The sequence below is a fragment of the Pseudomonas sp. NFPP28 genome, assembly GCF_900115535.1.
GTDB lineage: Bacteria > Pseudomonadota > Gammaproteobacteria > Pseudomonadales > Pseudomonadaceae > Aquipseudomonas > Aquipseudomonas extremorientalis.
Genome location: NZ_FOWT01000009.1, coordinates 23956 through 40889, shown reverse-complemented (window position 1 = coordinate 40889; position 16934 = coordinate 23956). Strand labels below are relative to the sequence as shown.

General features: G+C 62.1%; 13 protein-coding genes. 8 read left to right on the top strand and 5 right to left on the bottom strand.

The features are described 5' to 3' along the window. Positions 1 to 52 precede the first annotated feature (52 nt). The 4 genes from alr (at position 53) to BM110_RS22425 (ending at position 4443) form a co-directional block, all read left to right on the top strand. Positions 53 to 1126 (top strand): alanine racemase, encoded by a 1074-nt coding sequence (gene alr, locus BM110_RS22440; RefSeq protein ID WP_093120418.1) that lies wholly within the window; start codon positions 53 to 55, stop codon positions 1124 to 1126. Positions 1127 to 1242: 116 nt separating this feature from the next. Further along, the gene (locus BM110_RS22435; RefSeq protein WP_003176893.1) at positions 1243 to 1791 is read left to right on the top strand and encodes a cupin domain-containing protein; all 549 of its coding nucleotides are present in this window, start codon (positions 1243 to 1245) and stop codon (positions 1789 to 1791) included. A 181-nt stretch (positions 1792 to 1972) separates the two neighbouring features. After that, on the top strand, positions 1973 to 2383 hold the full coding sequence (locus tag BM110_RS22430) for a c-type cytochrome (RefSeq protein WP_043293857.1): 411 nt from the start codon (positions 1973 to 1975) through the stop codon (positions 2381 to 2383). A 137-nt stretch (positions 2384 to 2520) separates the two neighbouring features. Next, on the top strand, positions 2521 to 4443 hold the full coding sequence (locus tag BM110_RS22425) for an acetyl-CoA hydrolase/transferase C-terminal domain-containing protein (protein WP_093514199.1): 1923 nt from the start codon (positions 2521 to 2523) through the stop codon (positions 4441 to 4443). Between the two features lie 70 nt (positions 4444 to 4513). Here the strand turns inward: BM110_RS22425 and BM110_RS22420 are convergent, their stop codons facing one another. Both BM110_RS22420 and rep read right to left on the bottom strand, forming a co-directional pair. Continuing rightward, positions 4514 to 5086, bottom strand: a complete 573-nt coding sequence (locus tag BM110_RS22420) for a xanthine phosphoribosyltransferase (protein ID WP_025856334.1) — start codon at positions 5084 to 5086, stop codon at positions 4514 to 4516. A gap of 58 nt (positions 5087 to 5144) precedes the next feature. Beyond that, positions 5145 to 7154 (bottom strand): DNA helicase Rep, encoded by a 2010-nt coding sequence (gene rep / locus BM110_RS22415; protein WP_093514198.1) that lies wholly within the window; start codon positions 7152 to 7154, stop codon positions 5145 to 5147. A gap of 256 nt (positions 7155 to 7410) precedes the next feature. Between rep and BM110_RS22410 the strand changes: the two genes are divergently transcribed. Beyond that, positions 7411 to 9075, top strand: a complete 1665-nt coding sequence (locus BM110_RS22410) for a putative bifunctional diguanylate cyclase/phosphodiesterase (protein WP_071488058.1) — start codon at positions 7411 to 7413, stop codon at positions 9073 to 9075. Between the two features lie 66 nt (positions 9076 to 9141). Here BM110_RS22410 and BM110_RS22405 read toward each other — a convergent pair whose 3' ends face one another. After that, positions 9142 to 10545: a NorM family multidrug efflux MATE transporter gene (locus BM110_RS22405; RefSeq protein WP_093514197.1), complete on the bottom strand. Its 1404-nt coding sequence runs from the start codon at positions 10543 to 10545 to the stop codon at positions 9142 to 9144. Positions 10546 to 10694: 149 nt separating this feature from the next. Between BM110_RS22405 and BM110_RS22400 the strand changes: the two genes are divergently transcribed. Next, complete coding sequence (locus tag BM110_RS22400; protein ID WP_093514196.1) at positions 10695 to 11615, top strand: LysR substrate-binding domain-containing protein; 921 nt, start codon at positions 10695 to 10697, stop codon at positions 11613 to 11615. Positions 11616 to 11792: 177 nt separating this feature from the next. Further along, on the top strand, positions 11793 to 13769 hold the full coding sequence (locus tag BM110_RS22395) for a methyl-accepting chemotaxis protein (protein WP_093514195.1): 1977 nt from the start codon (positions 11793 to 11795) through the stop codon (positions 13767 to 13769). A 3-nt stretch (positions 13770 to 13772) separates the two neighbouring features. Here BM110_RS22395 and BM110_RS22390 read toward each other — a convergent pair whose 3' ends face one another. Then, positions 13773 to 14687: an ABC transporter six-transmembrane domain-containing protein gene (locus tag BM110_RS22390; protein ID WP_093120431.1), complete on the bottom strand. Its 915-nt coding sequence runs from the start codon at positions 14685 to 14687 to the stop codon at positions 13773 to 13775. A gap of 114 nt (positions 14688 to 14801) precedes the next feature. On the opposite strand from BM110_RS22390, the gene BM110_RS22385 reads away from it, so the two are divergent. Beyond that, positions 14802 to 15386 carry a TetR/AcrR family transcriptional regulator gene (locus BM110_RS22385; protein WP_071488054.1) on the top strand — a complete coding sequence of 195 codons (585 nt, stop codon included), beginning with the start codon at positions 14802 to 14804 and terminating at the stop codon, positions 15384 to 15386. Here BM110_RS22385 and BM110_RS22380 read toward each other — a convergent pair. Continuing rightward, the gene (locus BM110_RS22380; protein WP_071488053.1) at positions 15383 to 16879 is read right to left on the bottom strand and encodes a YifB family Mg chelatase-like AAA ATPase; all 1497 of its coding nucleotides are present in this window, start codon (positions 16877 to 16879) and stop codon (positions 15383 to 15385) included. The genes BM110_RS22385 and BM110_RS22380 overlap by 4 nt on opposite strands. Between the last annotated feature and the right edge of the window lie 55 nt (positions 16880 to 16934).

The following is a 16934-nucleotide window of genomic DNA, read 5'->3' as shown; positions in this document are numbered from 1 at the left end:
CCGTTGGTCGGTGCCGGTTTTTCTTCACTTTGCCGCCTAGAAGCCTGCCGCCATGCGTCCTGCCCGTGCCCTGATCGACCTCCAAGCCCTGCGTCACAACTACCAATTGGCCCGTGAAGTCACGGGTGCCAAGGCCCTTGCCGTGATCAAGGCCGATGCCTACGGCCATGGTGCCGTGCACGTTGCCCAGGCGCTGGAAGCCGAGGCGGACGGGTTTGCCGTGGCTTGCATCGAGGAAGCATTGGAGCTGCGCGCCGCCGGGATTCGTGCGCCGGTGCTGCTGCTGGAAGGTTTCTTCGAGGCGGATGAGCTGCCGCTGATCATCGAACATGATTTCTGGTGCGTGGTGCACTCGCTGTGGCAATTGGAGGCCATCGAGCAGGCCAGACTGAGCAAGCCGCTGACCATCTGGCTCAAGCTCGATTCCGGCATGCACCGTGTCGGCCTGCACCCCAAGGACTATCACGAGGCTTACCAGCGCCTGCTGGCCAGCGGCAAGGTGGCCAAGATCGTGTTGATGAGCCATTTCGCCCGCGCCGATGAGCTCGACTGTGTGCGCAGTGATGAACAGGTGGCTGTGTTTGACGCGGCGCGCCAGGGTTTGTCGGCCGAGGTCAGCCTGCGCAATTCGCCATCGGTGATGGGCTGGCCGGCTGTGTCCAGCGATTGGGTGCGCCCTGGCATCATGCTCTACGGCGCGACGCCGTTTGCCGAGGACCAGGCCGTGGCCGCGCGTTTGCAGCCGGTGATGACCCTGGAATCCAAGGTGATCTGCGTCCGTGAACTGCCGGCCGGTGAGCCGGTGGGTTACGGCGCCAAGTTCATCACGCCCAAACCCATGCGTATCGGTGTGGTTGCCATGGGCTATGCCGATGGCTATCCGCGTCACGCGCCGACGGGTACGCCGGTACTGGTGGCCGGGCAGCGCAGCCAATTGCTGGGCCGTGTATCCATGGACATGCTGTGCATCGACCTCACGGACGTGCCTCAGGCTGTCCTCGGTTCCACCGTGGAGCTATGGGGCAAAAATATCCTCGCCAGTGACGTCGCGGTCGCCGCCGAGACCATTCCGTATCAGCTCTTTTGCAACCTGCGCCGCGTGCCGAGGCTCTATTCCGGCGCTTGACCGCCGGGTACGAACGCAACCGCCCGGGATTTAGGCCCAAGTGTTGTAAATACTGAACGCTGTCGCCATGATAACGCTCAATTACAACAAAGCCTGAATCCTAGGAGGCTCCTGCATTGGACGTCGGCGAACGACTGCAATCCATCCGTAAACTGAAGGGTCTGTCCCAGCGCGAGCTCGCCAAGCGCGCGGGTGTCACCAACAGCACCATTTCGATGATCGAAAAAAACAGCGTCAGCCCCTCGATCAGCTCCTTGCGCAAGGTGCTGGGCGGCATCCCCATGTCGATGGTCGAGTTCTTTTCCGAGGAGATCCTCCAGGAAATACCGACGCAGATCGTCTATAAAGCCAATGAGCTGATCGACATCTCCGACGGCGCCGTCACCATGAAGCTGGTAGGCCGGGCGCACCCCAGCCGGGCCATCGCGTTTCTCAACGAGATCTACCCGCCGGGCGCCGACACAGGCGAAGAAATGCTTACCCACGAAGGTGAAGAAACCGGGATTCTGGTGGAGGGTCGCCTGGAGTTGGTGGTCGGTCTTGAAACTTTTGTGCTCGAAGCTGGCGATAGCTACTACTTTGAAAGCACCAAGCCCCATCGTTTTCGCAATCCGTTCGACGTGCCGGCGCGACTAATCAGCGCAGCCACGCCTGCGAACTTTTAAGAAAAGAGGCGTCCTGCCAGCGTTGCAGAGGCACCCGAGCTGTATTCCGCGGGGTCGAATCTCCCTTTAGTTAATAGGGTTGTTTCGGCCAGGCGGGCTAACCGTTATACTTTCGCCGCCTGCGAAACCGTGGCCGCAGGCGTGAATAGCCACCATTGAGGGTGAACGCGTGAACCTAATTATGAAAATGCTGGCTGCACCAGCAACCGTACTGGCCCTATGGGCTGTCAGCGCTCAAGCTGCGACCAATGATGATATTGCCAAGCGCCTGGAGCCTGTTGGCCAGGTCTGCGTCCAGGGCCAGGAATGCAAGGGCATGGAAGTGGCGGTCGCCGCAGGCGGTGGCGCTGCGAAGACGCCGGATGACATCATCGCCAAGCACTGTAATGCTTGCCACGGCACCGGCCTGTTGGGCGCGCCGAAAATCGGCGATACCGCAGCCTGGAAAGAACGCGCCGATCACCAGGGCGGCCTCGATGGCATCCTGGCCAAGGCGATCACCGGGATCAACGCCATGCCGCCAAAAGGCACCTGCGCCGATTGCTCGGATGATGACCTCAAGGGTGCAATCAAGAAGATGTCCGGCCTCTGATCCGCCGATCTTCGTCAAAAATGCCGCTTACGAGCGGCTTTTTTGTGCCTGGGGTTCGTGTTTCAGCGCTGTTCATTGCAGCAAAGACCCGGCAAGCTCGGTCCAACCCCTAATCATGGAATGTTCAGGAGGGTCGGATGGTGCAGTTGTGTTCAATCGAGCAAGCAGTTGACGACGTACTGGCGCGGTTGCCGGCGCATATCCACATGGGCATGCCCCTCGGGCTGGGCAAGCCGAACCGGTTTGCCAATGCCTTGTACCGGCGCATCGCCAAGTTGCCGGAGCGGGCGCTGACGATCTATACCGCGTTAAGCCTGGGCCGCCCGACGATGGGCGATGGTTTGCAGAAACGCTTTCTCGAACCCTTTATCGAGCGGGTGTTCGGCGATTACCCCGAACTGGATTTCCTCGCCGACCTGCACAACGACAGCCTTCCGAACAATATCCACGTCCAACAGTTTTTCATGCAGCCCGGCAGCCTGCTGCACAGCGAGTCGGCGCAGCAGGATTACGTCAGCAGCAACTACAGCCACGCCGCTCGCGACATAAACGCCGCCGGCCTGAACCTGGTGGCGCAGTTGGTCGCCAGCAGTGCCGAACACCCTGATCGCCTGAGCTTGAGCTGCAACCCGGATATCACCCTCGACCTGCTGCCGATGATTGCCAAGCGCCGCGACGCCGGCGAGACCGTGCTGATTGTCGGGCAAGTCCACACCGATTTGCCCTACATGCCCGGCGACGCTGAGCTGGGCATGGATACCTTCGATTACCTGATCGATGAAAAAGACACCACCACGCTGTTCTCCACGCCGAACATGCCGGTGGGTTTCCAGGACCACTTCATCGGCCTGCATGCCAGCACCCTGGTACGCGACGGCGGCACCTTGCAGATCGGCATCGGCTCCATGGGCGATGCGCTGACTGCCGCGCTGCTGGCGCGCCAGGCCGACAACGAGTCCTATCGGTCGCTGCTGACGGACCTGGACGTGTACCAGTGGGCGCCGCTGATCAGCCGTGAAGGCGGCGTCGATCCCTTCGTCCGGGGCCTTTACGGGTGCAGCGAAATGTTCGTCAACGGCCTGCTGGTGTTGGCGGACGCGGGGATTATCCGTCGCAAGGTCTACCCGGACGTAGCGACGCAACAGCAGGCCAACGCCGGCACGCTCGACGATGCGGCGCAGCCCGACGGCATTTCGATCCACGGCGGATTTTTTCTTGGCCCGCGCAGTTTCTACCAGCGCCTGCAGGAAATGACCCACGCCAAGCGCCTCGAATTCAACATGACGCGCATCAGCTACATCAACGAGCTGTACGGCCAGGAAGAACTCAAGCGCCTGCAACGCCTGGATGCGCGGTTTATCAACAGCGCGATCATGGTGACGCTGCTCGGCGCGGGTGTGGCCGACCAGTTGGAAGACGGTCGTGTGCTCAGTGGTGTGGGCGGGCAGTACAACTTTGTGGCCCAGGGCCATGCGCTGGAAGGTGCGCGGTCGATCCTGATTCTGCGCAGTTGGCGCGAGTCGGCGGGGGAGGTCAGTTCCAATATCGTCTGGGACTACGGCCACTGCACCATTCCCCGGCATCTGCGGGATATTGTCATCACGGAATACGGCATTGCAGACTTGCGCGGGCAGACGGATGCCAAGGTGATCGAGGCGTTGCTCAATATCACCGACTCACGCTTCCAGGACGATTTGATCAAGCAGGCGCAAAAGGCTGGCAAGTTGCCCAAGGATTTCCAGCTGGATCCGCGCTTTGCCGAGAACACGCCGGAGCGGTTGCAGGGGATTCAGGCACGCCATCGTCGGTTGTTTCCGGAGTATCCGTTGGGAAGCGATTTCACCGATGAAGAGCGGGATTTGTTGCGGGCGCTGAACTGGCTCAAGAGCAAATTCAAGCTGACGGAGATTCTGGAGCTGGGCAAGGCGGCGTTGGATGCGCCGCAGGCGCAGGTGTTTCCCAAGCATCTGGAACGCATGCAGTTGACCAAGCCGGAAGGCTTGAAAGAGGATCTGTACCAGCGGCTCCTGCTCGCCGGCCTGCAGGCCACCGCGCACTAACCGACAACACAGGTTCGATGTGGGAGGGGGCAAGCCCCCTCCCACTTTTACCACCACTTTGAGGCAGGAGTTATTCGATGAAGGTGACGACGCCACCTTCCAGCGACTTGACCCGCGCCAGCGATTCAACCCGATAACCCTGCGCATCCAATTCCGCACGTCCGCCCTGGAACGACTTCTCGATCACGATCCCCAAGCCTGCCACGGTCGCGCCGGCCTGCTTGATGATCGAGATCAGCGCCTGGGATGCCTTGCCGTTGGCCAGGAAGTCATCAATCACCAGCACGCGGTCGCTGCTGGTCAGGTGGCGCGGCGAGATCGCCACGGTGCTTTCGACTTTCTTGGTGAAGGAATACACCGTTGCCGACAGCAGGTTTTCGGTCAGGGTCAGGGACTGTTGCTTACGCGCGAATATCACCGGTACACCCAGGTTCAGGCCGGTCATGATCGCTGGCGCTATGCCCGACGCTTCGATGGTGACGATCTTGGTGATGCCCGAGTCCTTGAACAGCGCGGCGAATTCGTCGCCGATCAACTTCATCAGTGCCGGGTCGATCTGGTGGTTCAGAAAGGCGTCGACCTTGAGTACCTGATCGGAAAGCACGATGCCTTCTTCGCGAATTTTCTTGTGCAGTGCTTCCACGGAAAGCTTCCTCTAATGGCGCGTTGTGCGCCGAAAGTAGATTGAAAAGTAGTCGATTCTAGCGCTTTAACATTGCGCGTATGTCCGCCAGGGCGGTGTTGCCGCGAACGGCCTTCACCTCGGTCGGGGTGTCGTCAATGCCTTCCCAGGCCAGGTCGTCCGGCGGTAGTTCATCCAGGAACCGGCTGGGGGCACAATCGATGATTTCGCCGTACTGCTTGCGCTTGGCGGCGAAGGTGAAGGCCAGGGTCTGACGCGCGCGGGTAATACCCACGTAGGCCAGGCGGCGTTCCTCTTCGATGGTGTCGGCTTCGATGCTGGAACGGTGCGGGAGGATTTCCTCTTCCATGCCCATGATGAACACGTAGGGGAATTCCAGGCCCTTGGAGGCATGCAAGGTCATCATCTGTACACCTTCGGCGCCGTCTTCCTCTTCCTGCTGGCGTTCGAGCATGTCGCGCAGCACCAGCTTGCCGATGGCGTCTTCGACGGTCATCTCGCCGTCTTCGTCTTTTTCCAGGGTGTTCTTCAGCGCTTCGATCAGGAACCAGACGTTGCTCATGCGGTAATCCGCGGCCTTGTCGCTGGAACTGTTGGTGCGCAGCCAGTTCTCGTAGTCGATGTCCATGACCATGCTGCGCAGCGCGCTGATCGGGTCTTCGCCGGCGCACTGCTCGCGCACCTTGTCCATGAAGCGCTTGAAGCGCGACAGGCGATCGGTGAAGCGCGAGTCCAGGTGTTCGCCCAGGCCGATCTCGTCGGTGGCGGCGTACATCGAGATCTTGCGCTCAGTGGCGTAGTTGCCGAGCTTTTCCAGGGTGGTGGAGCCGATCTCGCGACGCGGCACGTTGATCACGCGCAGGAAGGCGTTGTCGTCGTCCGGGTTCACGATCAGGCGGAAGTAGGCCATCAGATCTTTTACTTCCTGGCGTCCGAAAAAGCTGTTGCCGCCCGACAGGCGATACGGCACCTGGTGGTGCTGCAATTTCAGCTCGATCAGCTTGGCCTGGTAGTTGCCGCGATAGAGGATCGCGAAATCGCTGTAAGGCCGGTCGGTGCGCAGGTGCAGGCTGAGGATCTCGACGGCCACGCGTTCGGCTTCGGCGTCTTCGTTGCGGCAGCGGATCACGCGGATCTCGTCGCCGTGGCCCATCTCGCTCCACAGTTGTTTTTCAAACTCATGGGGGTTGTTCGAGATCAACACGTTGGCGCAGCGCAGGATGCGGCTGGTGGAGCGGTAGTTCTGCTCCAGCATCACCACTTTCAGGGACGGGTAGTCGTCCTTGAGCAGCATCAGGTTTTCCGGGCGCGCGCCGCGCCAGGCGTAGATCGACTGGTCATCGTCACCGACCACGGTGAACTGGTTGCGCTTGCCGATCAGCATTTTTACCAGCAGGTACTGGCTGGCGTTGGTGTCCTGGTATTCGTCCACCAGCAGGTAGCGCACCTTGTTCTGCCATTTTTCGAGGATGTCGGCGTGTTCCTCGAACAGCTTTACCGGCAGCAGGATCAGGTCGTCGAAGTCCACTGCGTTGAACGCCTTGAGCGTGCGCTGGTAGTGGGTGTAGACGATGGCGGCAGTCTGTTCCTTGGGGTTGCGTGCGTTTTCCAGGGCCTGGGGCGGCAGGATCAGGTCGTTTTTCCAGGCGCCGATCATGTTCTTGATCTCATCCACGCCGTCGTCGCCTGCGTATTCCTTTTGCATGATGTCGGTCATCAGCGACTTCACGTCGGTCTCGTCGAAGATCGAGAAGCCCGGCTTGTAGCCCAGACGCGCATGCTCCTTGCGGATGATGTTCAGGCCCAGGTTGTGGAAGGTACACACGGTGAGGCCACGGCCTTCGCCACCCTTGAGCAAGGTGCCGACGCGCTCTTTCATCTCCCGCGCGGCCTTGTTGGTGAAGGTCATGGCGACGATGTACTGGGCGCGGATGCCGCAGTGCTGGATCAGGTGCGCGATCTTGCGGGTGATCACGCTGGTCTTGCCGGAGCCTGCGCCGGCGAGCACCAATAGAGGGCCGCCGACGTAGTTCACGGCTTCTTGCTGCCGGGGATTGAGTCGGGACATACAGAATTCAGGGAGTCGTTGTTCAAAAGGGCGGGCATTTTAACAGGCTGGCAGGATTCTGCTCTGTCAGAACGACAGTGTGACGTACCACTCGATCTAAATTTGCCGGTTTTGATACTTTGCCGCAGGATGTGAGGGTTGTTTTGAGGCTAATGTTCACAGTTCGCGTGTTTGAAAACCCCTATCATTGGTGATTCTCAGGCCGCACGTCATAATGCCCGTCGCCACGAATTTTTGCAGAGTCTAGGGAGCTAGCTTGTCTACGCCTGTCGAACCCTTGCGTTTGCTGCTGCTGGCCGATGAGCCCGCGTGGGCAGCGTTATTGCGCGAGTGCCTGGCGCCGATGGGCGATGGGGCTGTGCTGATCAGCGCACCAAACTGGGAATCCGTGAGCCGTCTGTTCGATGACGACCACAGCGCCGTGCTATTGACCACGCCCAGCCTGCAACCCGGGCCTGGCCGTTGCAGCCTGCCGTGCGTGTTGTTGCTGGAACAGGAACCGCTGGTTTCACCGCTTGGCGTCAGCGATTGGCTGGTGCGTGATGTATTGGATGCCGATACAGTGCGCCGCTGCCTGCGCCACGTCCGCGAGCGCGGCGTGCTGGAAAACACCCTGCAACGCCTGGCCGAGCAGGACCCGCTCACCGGCATCGCCAACCGCCAGGGCTTCCAGACCCTGTTGACCGCGCGTCTGGCCGAGAATGAAGGGCGTGGCCTGGCCCTCGGTCACTTGGACCTCGACAACTTCCGCCACGCCAACGATGCCCTCGGCCACCAGGCCGGCGACCGGTTGATCCTGCAAGTGGTGTCACGGCTCAAGAGCCAGCTGGAGGTCGGCGACCAACTGGCGCGCCTGGGCAGCGATGAATTCGCCCTGCTGATCGATACCCGCCGTGCACCCCAGCGTGCCGAGTGGATGGCCGAGCGCATTACCGAGGTCATGGCCGAACCCTATTGGGTGGATGGCGAAAGCCTGCTGATCGGTTGCAGCCTGGGCGTGGCCCATGCCCGCGCTCGCGCCGGTGCCGACCCTTTGATGTGGCACGCTCATATCGCCATGCAGCAGGCCAAGAGCACCCAAGGCTGCACCTTTCATATCTTCAACGAACGTATCAACCGCAACGCGCGCAGCCTGGCCGACCTGGAAAGCGAGCTGCGCCGCGCCTTGCGCCGTGACGAACTGGAGCTGCATTACCAGCCACGCCTGGACCTGGACGACGGCCATATCGTCGGCCTGGAGGCCCTGGTGCGCTGGCGTCATGGCGAGCGCGGCCTGTTGCCGCCAAGTGAATTCGTGCCGTTGGCCGAGCAAAGCGGCTTGATCGTGCCGCTGGGCTACTGGGTGATCTCCCGGGCCCTGCGCGACATGCAAGACCTACGCGAACGCGGCCTGCCGGCGTTGCACATGGCGGTCAACCTGTCGTTCCGCCAGTTCCAGGACAGCCAGTTGCTCTCCACACTCAGCCGGCTGATTGCCGAGCGGGGCGTGGAGGCGCAATGGCTGGAGTTCGAACTGACCGAAACCGCCGTGATGCGCCGCAGTGACCTGGTCAAGCAGACCATGGATGCCCTCGGCCGCCTGGGTGTGCGGTTTTCCCTGGATGACTTCGGTACGGGTTTCTCATCGTTCGTGCACCTCAACAGCCTGCCGATTGCCTTGTTGAAGATCGACAAGAGCTTTGTCGGTGGCATGGAGGAGCGCGAAGAAAACCGCAAGCTGGTGCATGCCATGATCAACCTGGCGCACAACCTCAACCTGGAGGTGGTGGCCGAAGGGGTGGAAACGCCTGAGCAACTGGCGCTGTTGCGTTTGTTTGGCTGCGACCAGGCCCAGGGTTACCTGATCAGCAAGCCGCTGCCGTTGCCGGAGTTGGTGGAGTACCTGACCTTCGGCAAAAGCCAGCAAGCTTTGCTCGGTTAGGAATGTGGGAGGGGGCTTGCCCCCGATGGCGGAGTGTCAGCCAGTTCATCTGCAACTGACCCAACGCTATTGGGGGCAAGCCCCCTCCCACATTTCCTGCCGCGGCGGCTCCTGGCGAATCATCCGCTTCATCTTCGCCTCAAACGCCCAGGTCAGGCTCACTGCCGCGCATGCCAGGCCCAGCGCCAGGCCCCACCACACACCGGTCGGTCCCCAGCCCAGGGTGAAGGCCATCAGCCAGGCCGATGGTGCGCCAATCAACCAATAGCAGCCCGCGCCGATCAGGAAGGTGGTCTTGGCGTCCTTGAGCCCGCGAATGCAGCCCATGGCGATGGTCTGCACGCCATCGAACAGCTCGAACCAGGCGGCGACGGCCAGCAGGCTGACGGCCAGGACGATCACGTCGTGGAACGCCGGGTCGTTGTGGTCGATGAGCAGTCCGATCAGCGGGTCGGAATAGAGCCACAGCACGGCAGCAAATCCCAGCATGATCGCCGCGCCAAAGCCGATGCCGACACGACCGGCCAGGCGCGCCTGCAGCAACTGCCCGGCGCCGTAGTGCTGGCCGATGCGCATGGTCACCGCGTAGGACATTCCCGCAGGCACCATGAACGCCACCGAGACGATCTGCAATGCGATCTGATGCGCCGCCAACTGCGTACTGCCCATGGTGCCCATGCACAGCGCCGCAAACGCAAACAACCCGACCTCCACCGCATAGGTGCCGCCGATCGGCAGGCCCAGGCGCCACAATTCGCGCAGGTACTGGGTGTTGAGGCGAAACAGGCCTGTGCTCAGCGGGTAGGCCGCATAGGTGCGGTTGCTGCGGATGTACCACATCAGCGTCAGCGCCATGCCATTGGCAACGATGGCCGTGACCAGGCCGATACCCATCAGGCCGAGCTTGGGCAGGCCGAACATGCCTTCGATCAGCGCGTGGTTGAGCAGGTAGTTGGCTACCGTGCCGCCAAGGCTGATCACCATCACTGGCGTCGCCTTGCCGATTGCACTGGTGAAGCCGCGCAGGGCCATGAAACTCAGGTAGCCGGGCAGGGCGAACGGCAAGATCGTCAGGAATTGCCCGGCCGAGTGCACGTTGGTCTCGGTCTGGCCAAACATCAGCAGCACTGGCTTGAGATTCCACAGCAGCAAACCGGCCGCCAGGGCCATCAGCCACGCCAGCCATAGCCCGGCCTGGGTCAGGCGGGTGGCGCCGTCGATATCGCCCGCGCCGTGACGGATGGCCACCAGCGTGCCCACGGCGGCAATCACGCCGATGCAGAAAATCGCCACGAACGAGTAGGTCGCCGCGCCCAGGCCGCCACCGGCCAGGGCTTCGGGGCTCAGGCGCGCCATCATCAGGGTGTCGGTCAGCACCATCAGCATGTGTGCCAACTGTGAGGCAATCAACGGCCCTGACAGCCGCAGAATGGCCCAGAGTTCGGTACGTGCCGGATGTTGCATGATCATCACGCTCGACAAGTCAGAGGGTTGGGGAAGGCTTGATTCTCGGCGCTCTGGGTTAATTACACAAAAGGATTAAAGCGATGGTGTACATGACTTAAACTCATGTGTATTGATCTGATAGTGTTGGTGGATCGCTATGCAGGAATTTACCGATGTCTCGTCGCCTTGCTCCGCTGTATGCCTTGCGCGCATTCGAGGCCGCCTCTCGGCACAATTCCTTCACTCGGGCAGCGGAGGAGCTCTCCATCACGCAAAGTGCGGTGAGCCGACATATCCGCACGCTGGAAGAGCATTTCGCCTGTCGCCTGTTCCAGCGCAGTGGCCGCACCTTGCAGCTCACCGAGGCGGCGCGCCTGCTCTTGCCCGGCGTGCGCGAAGGTTTTGCAGCGTTGGAGCGGGCCTGCCATACCTTGAACGCCGAAGACGACATCCTGCGCATGAAGGCACCGTCGACCCTGACCATGCGCTGGCTGCTGGCGCGGCTCAGCCGCTTCCGCGCGTTGCAGCCAGGCAATGAGGTGCAACTGACCAGCGCGTGGATGAGCGTGGACGAGGTGGATTTCAACCAGGAGCCCTTCGACTGCGCGGTGCTGCTGAGCTACGGGCACTTCCCGGCGGACTGGGAGGCCAGCTACCTGTTTCCGGAGCTGCTGATCCCGGTAGGTGCGCCGAACCTGCTGGAGGACGGGCCCTGGGATGCTGCACGCCTGGCCACCGCTGAATTGCTGCACCCCACGCCCGACCGTCGCGATTGGCGCAATTGGTTGGAGCGCATGGGGTTGTCATCCCAGGTGTCGCTCAAGGGCGGGCAGGTATTCGATACCCTCGAACTGGGCATGATCGCCGCTGCGCGGGGCTACGGTGTGTCCATGGTCGATTTGCTGATGGTGGCCGAAGACGTGGCCCAGGGTCGATTGAGCCTGCCCTGGCCAACGGCGGTGGCCAGTGGCGAAAACTACTACCTGGTATGGCCGAAAACCCGCCCCGGCGGTGAGCGTTTGCGGCGCTTGGCGGAGTTTCTGCAGGCGGAAGTCAAGGCGATGGAATTGCCTCAGGTCGAACGCCTCGAGTGAGGGGCGACAGACTGTTTGTGCAATCGTTTGCGTGATACCCCTGCGGATCGCTCAAGTATTGCCTCGGCTCGCCGAAGTAGGTGTGTTGGAACCATCGTACACCAACGTTTCCCACTGGATAATTTGCCGAGCAACGCTATGAGATCAGGATGATCCTGGCCTCGGCCAGGAGCCGTCATGTCTCAACCTCGCGCCCGGATAGCCTCCCAGTTAGGCCTGGCATTAGCCGTGATTCTGGCTGTCGTCATCAGCGGCAGCACCGTGTTTGCCTTGCGTTCCCTCGACTCCGCCAATCTCGCTACCCGCGAGGAGCACCTGGCCAGCGAGGCACGTTTGCTCGCCGACCAACTCAACACCTTCCACAGCACCTTGCGCGAAAGTACCCAGCGTTTGGGCGGGCTGTTTGAAAAGCGCTTCGGCGCCGGCTTGAGCGTGCATGCGGACCAGCCTGTGACCGTGGCCGGTGTGCAGACGCCTAGCCTGTACCTGGGCAATCAGGTGTTGAACAACAACTTCAATGAAGTGGATGAGTTCAAGCAGATGTCCGGCGGCGTGGCCACGGTATTCGTGCGCAGCGGCGAAGACTTTATCCGCATCAGCACCTCGTTGACCAAGCAGGATGGCAACCGGGCCATCGGCACGGTGCTGGATCGCCAGGGCCCGGCTTACCAGCGGGTGCTCGGCGGGCAGACCTATATCGGCCGCGCGGTGCTGTTCGACCGCTCCTACATGACCCAGTACAGCCCGGTGCGCGACAGCAGTGGGCAGGTGATCGCGGTGTTGTTCATCGGGTTCGACTACACCGATGCGCAGAATGCCCAGTTCGAGAACCTCAAGCGTTTCCGCATCGGCCAGACCGGCTCCCTCGCCTTGCTGGATGAGCAGAAGCGCTGGCTTGTACCGCCGGCAGGCGTGCAGGCGCTGGATCAAGCCGTACCCGTGATGCTGGACCTGGCCAAGACGCCGGGCACCGGGCGCTTCTGGGCAGACAAAAACGAAGATTTCTACAGCGTGTCGGTACCCTTCGAGGGCGGGCCATGGGCCGTTGTCGCGAGCATGCCCAAGGCTGAGATCCGCTCGGTGACGTGGGACGTCGGTATCCGCCTGGTCATAGGCAGCGTGCTGGCCATGCTGCTGGCGGTTGGTGCAACGGTGTGGCTGCTGCGCAGCAAGCTGGCGCCGTTGGGCGACCTGGTGCGCCAGGCCGAAGCCCTGGGCGCGGGCGACTTGAGCGCGCGCTTGAATGTGTCCAGTCATGACGAAATCGGCCAACTGGCGCGCAGCTTCAACCAGATGGGTGAAGCGCTGTCGACCATGGTCTCGCATATCCGCAAGGCGGCTGAAGAGGTCAACAGCCGTGCGCAGGCGCTGTCCGGCTTGTCCGGTGGCGCCTATGAAGGCATGGAGCAGCAGTCCGGCGAGATCACCAGCATGGCCGGCGCGGTGGAAGAGTTCAGCGCCACCTCGCTGAACATCGCCGACAACATGGGCAGCACCGAACGCCTGGCCCAGGAAAACGCCCAACAAACCCGCATCGGGCGCAACTCGATGCAAGAGGCGTCGTCATCCCTGGAACACATCGCTGCCGCGCTCAACAGCACAGCCACGGTGATCAACACCCTGGGACAACGCTCCCAAGAGATCGGCGGAATCGTCGGTGTGATCACCTCGATTGCCGAACAGACCAACCTGCTGGCGCTCAACGCCGCCATCGAGGCTGCCCGCGCTGGTGAACAAGGCCGTGGGTTTGCGGTGGTCGCCGATGAGGTGCGCAACCTGGCGTCGCGTACTCGAGAGGCCACTGACGAAATCTCCGGAATGATCCAGAGCATCCAGCAGGAAACCGGCAACGCCATCAGCACTATGGAGCGCGGCAATGTGTTGATGCAGGAAGGCCTGTCGCGTAACGCCGACGTGGCGTCGGCCCTGGCGCGTATCGACGAGCAAAGCCGCTCGGCCGGTCAGCAGTTTGCCGCGATCACCACCGCCACTCAGGAACAGAGCAGCACCGCGACCTTGCTCAGCAGCAACTTGCAGAGCATCGCGCTGGCCAATAGCGAGCAGCGGGAAGTGGTGTCGAACCTGGCGATTACCGCCAAGGAACTGGAGACCCTGGCGGCAGGCTTGCGGCATGAGGTAGATCGGTTTCGTTGAGGCCTAGCGGTCGCCCAGGCCGGGGTCCACGCGCTTGCCGATGTCCTTCAGGCGCGCCAGTTGGTCGACCATGCCGGGGGCTTCGTCCATGCTGGTGACGAAGGTCCACAGGTAAGTCATGACTGCATAGATATGGCCGGCCTTGACCGCAGGTGACTGTGCCAACTGGCTGATGGCGACCACAAACAGCAAGGCGGCCAGCGTGCCAAGAAACAGGTACGCAGCCGCCTCGCGGTCTGACAGCCAGATGCGCAGGCGCGAAAGCACCTGGTAGTGGCGCCGCAGGGTCGGTGCGCCGACCTTTTCCACCAGGCCGATTTCTTTTTCCAGCCGGTTGTTCAGCCGTTCATGCAGCGCTTGGTTGCGCCGGGCAAAGCGTGGCAACAACGTGATGCACAGCACCAGCGCGCCCAGGCACGCCAGGCCTACCCAGGGCTCGATCACGATCAACATCACTGCCGCGCCGATAATCGACACCAGCGCCGTGGCGATGATCGGTACATGCTTTTCAAAGAAGTCGACGAACTCCCGAGCAAGCACCACCCGCGCCGCCGATTTCGACGTGCTGTGGTTCTGCAGGCGTTGGTTGAGGATCACCGGCACCGCCAGATCGGCGTAGATCCGCGTGAAAGTCCGCGTATCCAACGCCCGGCGCGCCGCGCCGACCACCCAGAACGCCAGGACCACGGCGGCGTAGAGCAGCGCGTTACCCGTGTCGCCGCGGATGATCGCGTCCACCGCAAACCCGGCAAACAACGGGTAGGCCAGCAGCAGCGCGTTCTCCAGCGCGACCAGCGACAGCGTGGCGGACAGCTTGCCCGGATAGGCTTTGGCAATGGCCTTGAGCGTCTGGCCGGCGGATTGCTGGCCGATTTTCTGACTTTCTTCGATCAGGATTTGCGGTGTGACGGATGACATGGGGTGCACCAAAGGAGTGATAGACGCTATTATTGAGCGACTGCTCAAGTATCCTTGAGCGATCGCTCAAAAAGCAAGCGCCGCTTATCTGCCGGTGCCTGGAAGGAATTGCCCATGTCGCGTATCGACCGTAAAGACCAGATCATCGCCGCCGCCCTGGAACTGTTTCGCAGCAAGGGTTTTGCCGATGTGTCCACCCGCGACCTGGCCGAACATGCAGGCCTGTCCCGCAGCCACGTCTATCACTACTTCAGCGACTGGAAGGAGCTGCGCCGCGAAGCCTTCGTGCGATTTGCCAACGAACAGCTGGACGAAGTACGCGCGCCCCTGGCAGAAGCAGCGCCCCTGGAAGCCTTTGTGGGGTTTTTGCGCGACTGCCTGCCAAGCACCGCCGATGCGGGGTGGGCGCTGTGGCTGGATGCCTGGGACGAAGCCATGCAGGACCCGGAAATGGCCCAGGCTTACCTGGCGATCAACGCCCAATGGCAAGGCATGCTCGCCGAAGTGATCGAGCGGGGTGTGGCTGCCAACGTCTTGCGTTGTGACTCGCCACAACGCGCTGCCCGCCAGATCTTTGCCGTGGCGATGGGCTATGCCGACGACCTGATGCTCAAACCCTCCATGGAGTCGGCCGAAGCGGCCCTGGATGAAGTGATGGAAGTGGCGCGGCTGCTGCTGGACTTCCCAGAGGCGCCCTAGCCGACGGCCGCGGGCCGATATTGCAGCGCTTCCGCCAGGTGCGGTCGAGTGATGTTATCGGCGTGCTCGAGGTCAGCCAGGGTACGCGCCACTTTGAGCAGGCGATGGGCCGCGCGCAGGGATAGCGTCAACCGTTCACAGGCGGTTTCCAGCCAGCCTTCATCGGTCTTCGTCAGCTTGCAGTGCTTGCGCAGCCCTGGCAGATCAAGGAACGCATTCGCACAGCCCTGGCGTTGCCGTTGGCGATCGCGGGCCTGGGCGACCCGTGCCGATGCCTCGGCCGTGTTATCGCCCACCTGCTGGGTTGGATTCAACGCGGTGGTTTCCCGCGCCACAGTGAGGTGCAAGTCGATGCGGTCCAGCAAAGGGCCGGAGAGCTTGTTGCGATAGCGCTGAACCTGCTCCGGCGTGCAGCGACAACGCCCGTTGGGTTCGCCCATGTACCCGCAAGGGCAGGGGTTCATGGCGGCTACCAGTTGGAAGCGGGCCGGGAAGCTGACGCGATCGCGGGCGCGGGAAATGACGATGTGGCCCGATTCCAGAGGCTCGCGCAGCACCTCCAGCACCTTGCGGTCGAACTCCGGCAATTCATCGAGGAACAGTACGCCGTGATGGGCCAGGGTAATCTCCCCAGGCTGCGGTTTCGACCCGCCGCCCACCAATGCCGGACCTGATGCAGAGTGGTGCGGCTGGCGAAACGGTCGGTGTGGCCAGTGACTCAGCGGTGCCAGGCTGACGACCGACTGGATAGCCGCCACTTCCAAGGCTTCCTGCTCGCTCAACGGTGGCAACAAACCCGGCAGGCGACTGGCAAGCAGTGTCTTGCCGGTGCCGGGCGGGCCGCTGAACAGCAGGTTATGCGCGCCCGCCGCCGCGATCAGCAGTGCGCGCTTGGCGGCGAGCTGGCCCTGTACTTCGCTCAGGTCCGGGTATGGCTTGTTCAGGTACAGCAAGCCGTCGGACTTGTAGGGCTCTATGGGCTGATGCCCATTCAGGTGCGCCACGACCTGCAGCAAATGATCTACCGCAATCACCTTCAACCCCGAGGCCAGGCACGCCTCCTCGGCATTCGCCCGCGGCACTATCACGGTGCGCCCGGCCTTGCGTGCCGCCAACGCGGCCGGCAGCACGCCTTTCACTGCTCGCACTTCGCCGGACAGCGCCAACTCGCCGAGGCATTCCACCTCATCGAGCATCAGCGCCGGCACTTGAACGCTGGCCGCCAGGATGCCCAGCGCTATCGCCAGGTCAAAGCGTCCGCCGTCCTTGGGCAGGTCGGCGGGTGCCAGGTTGAGGGTGATGCGCCGGGCAGGGTATTGCAGGGCGGAGTTGAGAATGGCGCTGCGCACCCGGTCCTTGCTTTCCTTGACGGCGGTTTCCGGCAAACCCACCAGGGTGAGGGATGGCAAACCGTTGGCCATGTGCACTTCGACGGTGACGGCAGGGGCTTCGACGCCGATCTGGGCGCGGCTGTGGACGATGGCGAGGGACATGCTCGTTCCTTGAAAAGAGGGCCGCTTCCTGCGGTTTTTCAAGGGTAGACGAGGT